Consider the following 12,080-nt stretch of genomic DNA (forward strand, 5'->3'; position numbering starts at 1 on the left):
TGAGCCGTTCAGCTCTCGGCGGCCCGCCCGCGCAGCTGCCGAACCGGCCGATCCTCTTCCTCCATCGACTTGTCCTTCGAAGCCTCCTGGGTCTCGACCGGCTCCTTGCGCACGGCGGGAAGGCCGGGCGCGGCATCCCGATGAATGGTGAGATCGCTCTGCGGCAGCGGGATCTCGATGCCTTCGGTCTTGAAGCGCCGGAGAATCTCCATCCTCAGATTGTTGCGCACCGTCATGCCGTCGCCCATGTCGGCGAGGAAGAAGCGCAGCTCGAAATCCAGCGAATAGGGACCGAAGCGCAGGAATTCGACATGCGGCTCGGGATTGCGCATCACGAGCGGGATCTTCGCCGTCAGCTCCAGCAGGATATCCATCACCTTCTGCGGATCGGCGTCGTAGCTGACGGAAACCGGGATTTCCGAGCGGCCGATCTTGTTGCGGTGCGTCCAGTTGCCGACAAGACCGTTGATCAGCTCCGAATTCGGCACGATGATCGATTGCTTGCGGAAGGTCTCGATCTCGGTGGCGCGCACCGAGATGCGCTTGACGATGCCTTCGGCCGTGCCCGAGACGACATGGTCGCCGACCTTGAACGGCCGCTCGACGAGCAGGATCAGGCCCGAGACGAAGTTGGAGACGATGTTCTGCAGGCCGAAACCGATACCGACCGAAAGCGCCGAGGCGACGAGCGCGAAGCTCGACAGATCGATGCCGGCGGCCGAAACGCCGATGATCGCGGCAATGCCGACGCCGAGATAGCCGATGCCCGTCTTGACCGAATTGCGCACGCCGAGATCGACATGGCTTCGCGCCATCACATTGCCGTCGAGCCAGCGCTGCAGCCAGCGCGTCAGCAGATAGACGCCGGCAAAGAGCAGGATGCCTGTGCAGATGCCGAGCAGCGAGATGCTGATGCCGCCGAGCTTGACCTCGGTAAACAGCCGGTAGGCGATCAGCTGCAGGTCCTGCACATGGAAACCCCAGAGCAGAAGGATAAGCGGAATGCCGACGAGCAGCGCCACGGCATAGATGGCAAGGCCGACGAGCAGGCCGACCTGATCGATCGCCACCGGCCCGAGGTTGAAGCGCCGCGTCAGGAAGCGCGCGAAGAAGGTGTCGCCGAAGCTCTCCTGCCGCGAGATCGCCTTGCCGGAGAGCAGGCCGACATACATGGTGGCGACGACGGCGCCGGTGATGATGAGCTGCGTGGCGACGAAGCGCGCCAGCCCGACATAACCCGAGAGCGCCGAAACGATCAGGGCGGCGCCGACGACACGCAGGATGATCGCCATGCCGCGCGGCCAATGCCGGCCCGGCGCATCCGGATCGCCGCTTCTCGCCAGCATCGGCTTGCCGAAGGAAGCGAAGATCAGGATCAGGCCGATGATGAGCGCCGCGATCAGGCTCCTGACCACGGTCAGCACCAGCGGCGAACCCATCGCTTCGCCGATGGTGCCGAAAAGATAGTCGAACCCGTTGATGACGGCCATCGCCAACAGGCAGTAGCCGATCGAGCGCGCCCCGAGATTGGAAAGCTTGACGAGCCGCCAGTGCGGTTCGCGCGGCGCGAAGATGGCGTTGACGAAGCGCCCGACGAAATAGACGAGCCCGATCGTGCCGAACAGTGCGCCGATCACGGGCGCGATGTCGGGCCTCAGCACATTGAAACTGTTGAGGAAGAAGAACGAGGTGACGAGCAGCACCGCAAGCGCCAGCGTGCGGATCAGCGTCGACCAGAAGGCGATCGACAGCCGTCCGATATAGGACGGGTTCTCCACCGCCTCGTCACGCCTGAGATACGAGCCGAAGACTCGATAGCTGCCGGAGAGCAGGATCAGCGCGGAGGCGAGCGACAGGAAGATCGCCGCAAACAGCGGGAAACGCTTGAACTTCCAGACGAAGGTCGCCCAGCTCGCCAGCGCCTGCGAGAACTCTCCGGTCTCCCGCACGAAGGCGCTTGCGGCATCGTCGAGCACCGAGACGGAAATCTCCGTGCGCCTGAAAAGCGTGTCGGCGAAAAGCTGCCGCCGCATCTCGATGACTTCGTTGACGAGCTTCGTCACCGCGATCGACAGGTTTTCCGCGTCACCCGTCACCGCATTGATCTGCGCGCGCTCGGCGGCAAGCGCATTGCGCTCATCGGTGACGATCTGCGCCTCCGGCGGCTGCCCGTCCTTCGGCGGCTCGCCGATCTCGGTGAGCCGGTTCTTGATCTGGTCGAAACGCGGCCGCAGATTGACGGATACGGTGATGACGGCGCGGCTGAGCTCGTCGGCCTTGGCCGCCAGCCCGACCAACGCATCGTCGTTGTCGGCATTCTCCTTGACGCTGTCCTGAAGCGAGGCAAGCTGCGCCTTCGCCTTCTCGATCTCCTTCGCCGCCTGGGCCGACGGCGTCTCGACGATCGGCGCCTCCGCTGCCGCCTGCGGCTGCGTTTCCTGCGCGAAAGCCGCCGCACTCTCAAAATGCGCGCCGGCGAGTGCCAGCGTCACGAGAAGAATAGTGCGAAGCAGAAGGGATCTCAGCCGCAAAAACGCCTCCGGAAAGGTTGTCATTGAATTAGAATGCCCGCTTTTCCTAGCAAAGAAAGGCGACACAAAGGCGGAAGATGCCGAAAACGCCTTGCGCCGAACTGTTCCATCCGCCGTCCGAGGCCGTCCCTGCCCCGTGGGCGTAACCGCTCAGAAGCCGGCGCCGGGCTTGGAGAGGTAGTCGCGTTCCGCCGCCGTCGTTTCCCGCCCAAGCATGGCATTGCGATGGGGAAAGCGGCCATAGGCCGCGATCACCTCGCGGTGGCGGATCGCATAATCGAGATATTCATCGTCGCCGAGCGCGCTGAACAAGGCCACCGAACGGTCCTGCTCGTCGAGGTTTTCGGCATGTTCGAACGGCATGTAGAAGAAGGTCCGGCATGCATGCTCCACCGCCTGATCGGCGCCGGCGGCAAGCGCGAGCTTCGCCTCCCGAAGCGCCAAGCCGTCGGTCGCAACGGCAAGCGCCGTGCCGCGATAGATGTTGCGCGGAAACTGGTCGAGCACGATGACAGCCGCCAGCCGGCTCACCGGATCGGCCCGCCACTCCTCGCCGATGCCTGCGGCAAGCGCCAGATGCGTATCGCGGAACACATCGCGGACCTCGACGTCGAGTTCCGGAGGCGCACGAAACCACAGCTCCCGGCCGCACCGGACGAACCAGAAATCATAGACTTCGCGCGGCGTGCGGATGGTCGTCATATCTCTTCCTTCCCTTGCGTTAGGCGTCTTATATGATTGCAGCAAGCTATTGACATAGGCGGTAAATGATGTGCCAAAGCAGCCCCTCATCCGCCTGCCGGCACCTTCTCCCCGAGGGGGAGAAGAGACTTGGGGCAGCGCCTCATCCTCCTTCTACCCAGCGGGGAGAAGGTGGCGGCAGCCGGATGAGGGGGCGGCAAACTCAGCGGCAGATGAAACAATCTCTACCAGCTAAATCCTACTTCCCCTCATGCAACGAAAACACCAGCGTCGCCCTCGTCCCGGCATGCTCGGGATCATAAGCGAAATCCGATTTCAAGCTCGCGGCCATCGCCGTCAATATCCGCGTGCCGAGCCCCGTTCCCCTGGCCGGCCCCTCCGGATCGAAGCCCGCCCCGTCATCCTCGACGACAACCCGCAATTCGCCGTCGGTCTGGTCGACGGCAACGCGGATTTCGCCCGGCACCGCTTCCGTATAGGCGTATTTGAACGCGTTGGTGACGAGCTCGCTGACGATCAGCCCGAGCGTGATCACCTTGTCGGTCGCCAGATTGACCGGTTTTGCGTTGAGCACGATGCGGTGCGGCCGCTTGTCGTCGCGCATCGAGGCTTCGAGTTCGGTGAGCAGGCTGTCCAGATATTCGTCGACCTGCACCGAGCCGACCTGACGGTTGGTGTAGAGCCGGCGATGCACGCTCGCAATCGCGTTGATGCGCATCTGCGTCTCGTGCAGCGCGTCGATCGCCACCTGGTCCTTTGTCATGGAGGACTGCATGCGGATCAGCGCGCCGACGAGGCCGAGGCTGTTGGCGATGCGGTGATTGACCTCGGCAAGCAGCAGTTCGGCCTGGTCGCGCTGCTGGCGGATCACCTCCTGCGCCTGCGCTGTCTCGCGGCGGAAACGCGCCCGCTCCAGCGCCTGTTCGAGAGCGGCGGCGAGCAGGTCGAAATAATCGGCCGAAATTCCCTTCAGCATATAGTCGTCGGCGCCGGCCTTGAGCGCCGCCACCGCAATGCCGGTGTCATCCGAACCCGTCGCATAGATGACAGGCGGATGATCCGGCACGGAGGTGATGCAGGGCAGAATGTCGAGCCCGGTCTCGCCGCTCAGGAGATGATCGAGCACGACGGCATCGATGCCGCCCTCGGCGATCCGCGCCAGGCCGGCGGCGCCATTCTGCGCCCACTCGACCGAGAAACCGCGCCGCAAGAGGTTCTTCTGCATCATGAGGGCGAGCCCCTCATCGTCGTCGATATAGAGGATGTGGATCAAAGCATCCGCATCGCCGCTAGAATTGCTCATTCCGTCTCCCGGCGTTCTCTCTAAGCAACGACGGCCGCAAGCGTCCGAGTCGTCGGCATGGGCAATGTCGTATTGCATTGACCGCCCGAGGTAAACATCGCTCACCCCTCGCTCTTGTCGCAGACGGCTCTAGCTCTTCTGGAATTTCCGGTGGCCGGAAACCTCGGCGCCCGCCTCCTTCGGCAATTGCAGGAAGCGCAGCGACGAGACGATGCCGATTGCGCCGACAACGAGAAAGGCCCAACGAAAATCGGCAAGGACGGGATTGTCCGCACCTCTCAGCGCCGCGGAAATGTTGAGCACCGCGGCGGCCACCGCCACGCCGAGCAGCATGGACACCTGCTGCAGCATGCTCGACAGCGTCGAGGCCGAGCTTCGCTGCGCCGGGCCGATATCGGCGAAAGCGAGCGTATTCAGCGCCGTGAACTCCATCGACCGCGACAGGCCGGCGAGAAACAGCAGCGCATGCATGAGGAAGGGCGGCGTGCCGGGGGTCAGGAAGCCGCAGCCGACGATCGAAAGTGCGGCGATCAGGCCGTTGAGCCCGAGCACGGTGCGGAAGCCGAAGAAGCGCAGGAGCGGCGTCGTCACCGCCTTCATGCTGAAATTGCCGAGGAAATAGACGAGCAGATAGGTGCCCGCCGCAATCGAGCTCAGCCCGAAGCCGAGCTGGAACAAGAGCGGCAGCAGGAATGGCGTCGCATTGATCGCGGTGCGGCAGGCCGTGCCCGCCGAGAGCGTCGACATCGAAAAGGTCTGGACGCGGAAGGCCGAAAGATCGAGCAGCGGATTGTCGACGGCGAGAAAGTGCCGCGTCGCCATGACGGAGAGCACGATGCCGGCCGCAAGCATCGAAATAACAGGCCAGAACCCGCCGTCGCACTTGACCGAAAGCTCCAGCGCGGCGAGCAGGAAGGTGAGCCCCGCGGCACTCAGGATGAAGCCGAGAATATCCAGCCGGCCGGGATCGGCCTCGCGCTGTTCGGGCACGAAGCGCAGCACCAGCCCCATGCCGATGATGCCGATCGGAATGTTGATCAGGAAGTTCCAATGCCAGCTGGCATAGGTGGTGATGAAGCCGCCGAGCACCGGGCCGACGACGGGTGCGGTCAGCGCCGGCCAGGTGATCAGCGCAATCGCCTGGACGAGTTCGGATTTGCGGGCGTTCTTCAGCACGATGATGCGCCCGACCGGCGTCATCAGCGCGCTGCCCGCCCCCTGCAGCGCACGCCACAGCACGAATTCCGTGAGGCTGCCGGAAAGCCCGCAGAAGAGCGATGCGCCGGTGAAGACGCCGATCGACACCAGAAACACCCGGCGCGCGCCGAAGCGGTCGCCGAGCCAGCCCGACAGCGGAATGAAGGCCGCCATCGTCAGCATGTAGACGGTGATGCCGATGCTCATCGACACCGGCTGCACGCCGAAGCTCTCGGCCATCTGCGGCAGCGAGGTCGCGACAATCGTACCGTCGAGGATCTGCATGAAGAAGGAAACGGCAACGACCAGCGCCACGATCTTCGCCTGGCGGCCGCCCGCCGCCTCCTGCCCTTGCTCGCTCGTCTCTGCCGTGGTCATGGATCCGCCAATGAAATTCCGGATGATGCGGCAGGGAACAGGAAGGAAACCGATCGGAAATCTGCCGCGCGAGGGGCGCGGAAAATGTCGCGCCCTGGCTGAATACGCCCGTTGCGGCCAGCCGGAAAGGCTAAATCTAGCACTGCGCGGGAATATTCCCGTGCGGCCGGTCTCTCAAGAAAAAAGCCCCGCCGAAGCGAGGCCCAAGTTTGATCCGCTCCCGGGAAAACAGGAGCGGCGTAGAGGTCCATACCCTGCCGCCCATCCGCCAGCGAGGCCAGATTACGCTGTATCGGTACGCTCGCGCTCGAAATTTTGCGATTCGTCAAAGACCGGACGTCCTTCAATGCGGGTGGACAGCGCCGCTCCAGACCGGCAAAAAGGCAAGACGACAGCACGAAAAACGGACGGGCTCAATCGATGAAACACTTCTTCAACCGCAGGGAAACTATCGTCACCGAAGCCTTGGATGGCCTGCTCCTCACGAGCGGCAAGGGCCGCCTCGCCCGCCTCGACAGCTTTCCCGATATCAAGGTGATCCTGCGCGCCGATTGGGACAGGTCGAAAGTCGCGATCATCTCTGGCGGCGGCGCCGGCCACGAACCTTCACATGCCGGTTTCGTCGGCAGGGGCATGCTGACCGCTGCCGTCTCGGGCGAAATCTTTGCCTCGCCGAGCGTCGATGCGGTGCTGACGGCAATCCGCGCCGTGACCGGGCCGAAAGGCGCGCTGCTGATCGTTAAGAACTACACCGGCGACCGCCTGAATTTCGGCCTTGCCGCCGAAAAAGCCCGCGCTGAGGGCTTCGAGGTTGAAATGGTCATCGTCGCCGACGATATCGCCCTGCCCGCCATCAATCAGCCGCGCGGCGTTGCCGGCACCCTCTTCGTCCATAAGATCGCCGGCTACCATGCTGAACGAGGCGAAGACTTAAAGACAGTCGCCGCCCGCGCCAAAAGTGCCGCCGGCGACATCGTCTCGCTCGGCATGTCGCTGTCGACCTGCAGCGTGCCAGGCCAGGCGCACGCGGATCGGCTCGGCGCCAACGAGGGCGAACTCGGCCTCGGCATTCACGGCGAACCGGGCGCCGAGCGCATCGCGCTGCAGCCGGTCGCCGATATCGTCGCCACCATGGTGGCGCGCCTCTCCGCAGCCCTTGGCGATGTGTCCGACCATGCGCTCCTCATCAACAATCTTGGCGCCGTGCCGCCGCTCGAAATGGCCGTCATCGCCAATGCGGTGCTGTCCTCGACGCTCGGCAGCCGCGTCCGCCTGATCATCGGCCCGGCGCCTCTCATGACCGCGCTCAACATGAACGGTTTTTCGCTGTCGCTGATCCCGCTCGATACTGACCGCGAAGCGGCTCTCAGGTCCGAGGTCGAGCCGCATGCCTGGATGCCCGCCGTCGAACGCAGCGAGATCGAAATCATCGCAACACCAAGAGCGGCCGGTGGCTTGGTCGCCGAAGGCGCTGCCGGGGACCACGCCGGCAACCGCCGCCTGATCACGACGCTCTGCGAGCATCTGATCTCGCTGCAAGACGAACTCAACCGCCTGGACAGCCGCGTCGGCGATGGCGACACCGGCTCGACGGTGGCGACGGGCGCCCGCAGCCTGCTTGCCCGCCTCGACACCCTGCCGCTCGATCGCCCGCCCGCACTGCTTGCTGCGATCGGCGACATCCTCGGCACCAGCATGGGCGGATCGAGCGGCGTGCTGCTGTCGATCTTCTTCACCGCCACGGGTAAGGCCCTGGCCGACAAGCCGGATATATCGGCCGCCCTTCTGGCCGGGCTCGACAGGATGACCTTCTACGGCGGAGCCCGGGTCGGCGACCGGACGATGATCGACGCGCTCTCGCCTGCCCTTCATGCGCTCTCCTCGGGCGGCATTGCCGGGGCAGCGAAAGCTGCGGCATCGGGCGCGGAAGCGACGAAGACGATGACCAAGGCCGGAGCCGGACGCGCCTCCTATGTCGGCGAAAGGGATCTGGCCGGTGTCCCCGATCCCGGCGCGGTGGCGGTCGCCGCGGCCTTCGCGGTGGCGGCAAGCCTGGCCTAAACACCTAGGTCAGATGTAAAGCGGTGCCATCTTCCGCCAGGCGCCGGCGCGGTGGGCGCGGCCGTCCCAGACATGCAGCTGATGGCGGATGTTCTTTTCGCCGAGCAGCCGGCTGAGATAGCGGTTGTTGTCGATGAACGGATCGGCATCGTCGATCGTCAGCACGATGTCGATCTCGCGCAGCCGGTCGAGCCGCCAGTCCGCGCCGAGGCCGGGCAGGAAATGCGTCGGCGTGTGGAAGTAGACGCTATCGTCATAATAGCCGTCGAACAGATCGCCGAAGGACTCGACCTTCACCGTCAGGTCGTAGCGGCCGGAAAAGGCGACCAGCTTGCGGAAGAGATGCGGGTGACGGAAGACGAGGCTCGCCGCCTGAAAGGCGCCGAGGCTGCATCCATGCACGATGGTGCAGTCATGCCCATTCTTCCGCGCCATCAGCGGCAGCACCTCGTGAAGGATGTGATCCTCCAGCGCCGCATGCCGGCGGATGCGTTCGGCCGGATGGTGGTGGAAGCCATAAAGGCTCTCGAAGGCGAGGCCCTCGATGCAATAAAGCTGGAGATGGCCGGCCTGCAGCTTGCCGGCCAGGCTCGCGACGATACCGAGCTGCTCATATTCGAAAAAGCGCCCTTCCCGCGTCGGAAAGACCAGCACCTTGGCGCCGGCATGGCCGAACACTACAGCGCCGCGCGTCTTCAGACGCGCAAAGGACGCTGTAGCATTTTTGAATGGCTGCATCCTTCAATCGATTCCGATTGAAGGATGCAGCGGCATCTCCATGTCCCGATGCAGACGCTGGCTGTACCAGCTGAGATATTCGCGGTTCATGACATCCTGAAGAACTGCCCGATCTTGTCGCGGAGAACCGCGTCTTGCTCAGCACTTCCAGGGTAATCGAAATGACCGGCATCCAGGATGAAGATTTCATTAAATTTCGGTATCGCATTTGCGACAGCGAACTGGCAGGGCGGCGCAACGGCAGGATCGAAAAGCGCCACCGCCGTCAGCATCGGCACCTTGATCCGCCGGGCAGCGGTCGCCGCGTCGTAGTAGCGCAACGTTTCCAGCACGTTTCCATGTTTCGCCTAATATTCCTGCACGCCCTCAGCGCTGCCCACACTCGGCAGCCTCAGGCGCAGCGGCTGATCGCCGAAGCTCGGCAGCGCCAGATGGCCGCGGTCGATGCGCGGGTCGTAGGCGATCGCCATCGCGCCCACGCCGCCGCCGAAGCTGATGCCGCTGTAGCCGATATGGCCCGAGAGCCAAGGATAGAGCTCGACAAGAGTGGAGACGGCAAGCCAGATATCCTCGACGCAGCCGCCGATAATGTAGGAGTCCCGCTTGTCGATATCGTGCAGCACATGCCAGGACGGGTTCTGCGAAATCGCAGGATCGGCGCTGAGCGACAACCCGCGGCAGCAGGGAAAGAGAAGTGCAGTCTCCTTCACCGGCAGATCGAAATCCGGCCGGTCCCGCCCGCCATAACCATGCCCGACAACGAGGCCGCGCCGCAGCTGCCCGTACGCGGCAGCAGCAGCCAGCCGCCGATCCTGAAGTCTCCGGTCGAGCGATAGACGAGATCAAGCACATGCCAGTCCGGATGGCTGAGCTCGCTACGGGAAAGCCGCGGCCACGGATCGACCGCCAGCGCTTTGCGATACCGCGCCTCCCAGAACGCATCGAAATCTTCCGGCTCCTCCGGCGGCTGGACGGCCAGAAGCTCCTTGAGCGTCATGCCGTAGGTGGGATCGAAGGCGAAGGTATGTGTGTTGGGGATGCTCATCCAGGCTTTCTCCCGCGAAAATGCCGGCCGTGCAAGGCTATATGGCGGGCACTCGGGCGAGTGGCTAGCCGCTGCCGCAATGTGACATTACGGAGAGAGACATCAGTGGCCACCCTCGTCCTTCGAGGCCCCTGCGGGGCACCTCAGGATGAGGGTGGAGAGACGCATCGCGCCTTGTCGGGTTCAGTCCACCTGCCGCGCGGCACGCCGATCAGCCCTCATCCTGAGGCGCGCAGGCCAAAGGCCGAAGCCTCGAAGGACGGGGGCGGGTGATGAGCAGTAGGACGGGTTCAGCCAGGATAGGGGTTGCTCGTTCCGTAAACGCCCCCGGGCCGCGGAAACTACTGCCCCGCCGCCTCCAGGATCAATTGGCTGATTTCGTCGGGATGGGAGATCAGCGACAGGTGGCTGGCCTTCACCTCGATGGTCTTCGCGCCCATGCGCTTGGCCATGAAGCGTTCGAGATCGGGATTGATCGTCCGGTCCTCGGTCGAAACCGCATACCAACTCGGCTTGGAGCGCCAGGCGGCTTCGGTCGTCTTGCCGGCGAGCAGTGCTTTCTGGAACGGCTGCTGCACGGCATAGAGCACCTTCGCCCTGGCTTCCGGCAGGTCGCCGGCGAAATCCCTGAGGAAAGCGGCTTCGCTCAAACGCCCCTCGTCACCGTCGAAGACGATGCCGGCAGAGGCCGGCGGCGTCGGATAGGTCTTGGCAAGCGCCGTATAATCCTCGCCGGCATCCGGCGCGCGGGCCGCGACATAGACGAGCGCCGAGACGTTCTCATGCACGCCGGTCTCGGTCACGAGCATGCCGGCGAAGGAATGTCCGACGAGCACAGTCGGGCCGTCCTGCCGGTCGAGCACCCGCTTCACGGCGGCAGCTGCCTCGGGCAGCGTCGTCAGCGGATTCTGCACCGCCGTCGCATTCAGCCCGGCCGCCTGCAGCCGCGCGATCACCTCGCTCCAGCAGGAGCCATCGGCAAACAGCCCATGCGCCAGCACGACATTGCGCGCTTTGACCGGAGCAGCCATCGCGGCCATGCCGCGGCTGGAAAGAAGAGTAGCAGCGGCGCCGGCAACGAGGGCGGCCGAAAAAGCCCGTCTGTTCATCATCATGATCTGGTTTCCTTACATCTGAGGCTGGGTCGAGAACATGGAGCCGAGCCACTGATGGCACCCGGCAAAATCGCTAATTGATGACACTGTGCTGGAAGCGTTCATCGCAGGCGCATGGCGTCGAGCGCGCGCTTCCGTATTCCAATTCGGCTTGCGCGGCGGACCGCGTATACAGAACTCCGCCGACAGGGGATCTTTGTATTCCCATTCTGCAAAATGTCAATTATTGGATACATAACACCTTCGTGATACTAGGTGCGCATACACGTATGGCGTTGCAGGACTAATTTGCATACAAGAAACAGGTCAGGAGATCAGCAATGGCGAATGGTTTCGAAACCGAGGATGACGACGATCGCGGCCTCATCTCCGACCGCATCCGCAACGCGCTGACCGACGAGATCGCCGCCGGCACGCTCGCGGCGGGCGCTGCGCTCGACGAACAGCAGCTCGCCGATCGCTTCGGCGCCTCCCGCACGCCGGTCAGAGAAGCGCTGCGCCAGCTCGCGGCCGGCGGCCTTGTCGAGCTTCGCGCCCGCCGCGGCGGCGTCGTCGCCCGCATGACGCCGGAGCGCATCATGGATATGTTCGAGACCGTGGCCGAGATCGAGGCCGTCTGCGTCAGGCTCGCCACCTACCGCATGACGCCGCTGGAGCGCAGCCGCCTGATCGAACTGCACGAGTTTTCCCGGCCGATCGTCGAAAGCGGCGACGTCGATGCCTATGATAGTTTCAACCGCCAGTTCCACGAAACCATCTATCACGCCACCCATAACGGCTTCCTCGCCGAACAGGCGATCGCCATCCGCAACCGACTGAACGCCTTCCGCCGCACGCAGCTGCGCCAGGGCGAAAGGCTGAGCCGCTCCCGCGACGAGCACGAAGCCATCATGCAGGCGATCGCCGAAGGCGACGGCGAAATGGCCTCACGCCGCATGCGCGCGCACATGCTGAACGCCGCCACCTCGCTCAGCCGCTTCATCGAGGCCAACAAGCCGGCGTGACCAACC

At 64.1% G+C, this 12,080-nt stretch carries 8 protein-coding genes and 1 pseudogene; 2 read left to right on the plus strand and 7 right to left on the minus strand.

Going from position 1 to position 12,080, the window contains the following annotated elements; genetic code table 11:
- Positions 1-8: 8 nt before the first annotated feature.
- The 4 genes from ATY77_RS12785 to ATY77_RS12800 form a co-directional block, all read right to left on the minus strand.
- A complete protein-coding gene (locus ATY77_RS12785; protein ID WP_088687666.1) occupies positions 9-2,531 on the minus strand; it encodes a mechanosensitive ion channel family protein in 2,523 nt (840 codons plus the stop codon).
- Between the two features lie 150 nt (positions 2,532-2,681).
- Entirely contained in the window at positions 2,682-3,233 is a 552-nt protein-coding gene (locus ATY77_RS12790; protein WP_088687619.1) for a DUF924 family protein, read from the minus strand.
- Positions 3,234-3,471: 238 nt separating this feature from the next.
- Positions 3,472-4,536, minus strand: a complete 1,065-nt coding sequence (locus ATY77_RS12795; RefSeq protein WP_088687620.1) for a histidine kinase dimerization/phosphoacceptor domain -containing protein — start codon at positions 4,534-4,536, stop codon at positions 3,472-3,474.
- Positions 4,537-4,665: 129 nt separating this feature from the next.
- Positions 4,666-6,111 carry an MFS transporter gene (locus tag ATY77_RS12800; protein ID WP_088687621.1) on the minus strand — a complete coding sequence of 482 codons (1,446 nt, stop codon included), beginning with the start codon at positions 6,109-6,111 and terminating at the stop codon, positions 4,666-4,668.
- Positions 6,112-6,531: 420 nt separating this feature from the next.
- On the opposite strand from ATY77_RS12800, the gene ATY77_RS12805 reads away from it, so the two are divergent.
- Complete coding sequence (locus ATY77_RS12805; protein ID WP_088687622.1) at positions 6,532-8,172, plus strand: dihydroxyacetone kinase subunit DhaK; 1,641 nt, start codon at positions 6,532-6,534, stop codon at positions 8,170-8,172.
- Positions 8,173-8,181: 9 nt separating this feature from the next.
- On the opposite strand, the gene ATY77_RS12810 is transcribed toward ATY77_RS12805, so the two are convergent.
- The 3 genes and pseudogenes from ATY77_RS12810 to ATY77_RS12820 form a co-directional block, all read right to left on the minus strand.
- Positions 8,182-8,910, minus strand: coding sequence for an esterase family protein (locus ATY77_RS12810; protein ID WP_088687623.1), 729 nt, complete (start codon positions 8,908-8,910; stop codon positions 8,182-8,184).
- 86 nt (positions 8,911-8,996) lie between these two features.
- Positions 8,997-9,955: pseudogene (locus ATY77_RS12815) on the minus strand (acetylxylan esterase).
- 341 nt (positions 9,956-10,296) lie between these two features.
- Positions 10,297-11,070: an alpha/beta hydrolase gene (locus ATY77_RS12820; RefSeq protein ID WP_088687624.1), complete on the minus strand. Its 774-nt coding sequence runs from the start codon at positions 11,068-11,070 to the stop codon at positions 10,297-10,299.
- 320 nt (positions 11,071-11,390) lie between these two features.
- Here ATY77_RS12820 and ATY77_RS12825 point away from each other — a divergent pair, with 320 nt between their 5' ends.
- Complete coding sequence (locus tag ATY77_RS12825) at positions 11,391-12,074, plus strand: GntR family transcriptional regulator (RefSeq protein WP_088687625.1); 684 nt, start codon at positions 11,391-11,393, stop codon at positions 12,072-12,074.
- The last annotated feature ends 6 nt before the right edge of the window (positions 12,075-12,080 follow it).

The sequence above is a fragment of the Rhizobium sp. R634 genome (assembly GCF_002211305.1).
Classification (GTDB): domain Bacteria; phylum Pseudomonadota; class Alphaproteobacteria; order Rhizobiales; family Rhizobiaceae; genus Rhizobium.

Excerpts from the sequence above, each read along its gene's own strand:
- ATY77_RS12790 (WP_088687619.1), bottom strand. The coding sequence starts at position 3,233 with ATGACGACCATCCGCACGCCGCGCGAAGTCTATGATTTCTGGTTCGTC.
- ATY77_RS12795 (WP_088687620.1), bottom strand. The coding sequence starts at position 4,536 with ATGAGCAATTCTAGCGGCGATGCGGATGCTTTGATCCACATCCTCTAT.
- ATY77_RS12800 (WP_088687621.1), bottom strand. The coding sequence starts at position 6,111 with ATGACCACGGCAGAGACGAGCGAGCAAGGGCAGGAGGCGGCGGGCGGC.
- ATY77_RS12805 (WP_088687622.1), top strand. The coding sequence starts at position 6,532 with ATGAAACACTTCTTCAACCGCAGGGAAACTATCGTCACCGAAGCCTTG.
- ATY77_RS12810 (WP_088687623.1), bottom strand. The coding sequence starts at position 8,910 with ATGCAGCCATTCAAAAATGCTACAGCGTCCTTTGCGCGTCTGAAGACG.
- ATY77_RS12820 (WP_088687624.1), bottom strand. The coding sequence starts at position 11,070 with ATGATGATGAACAGACGGGCTTTTTCGGCCGCCCTCGTTGCCGGCGCC.
- ATY77_RS12825 (WP_088687625.1), top strand. The coding sequence starts at position 11,391 with ATGGCGAATGGTTTCGAAACCGAGGATGACGACGATCGCGGCCTCATC.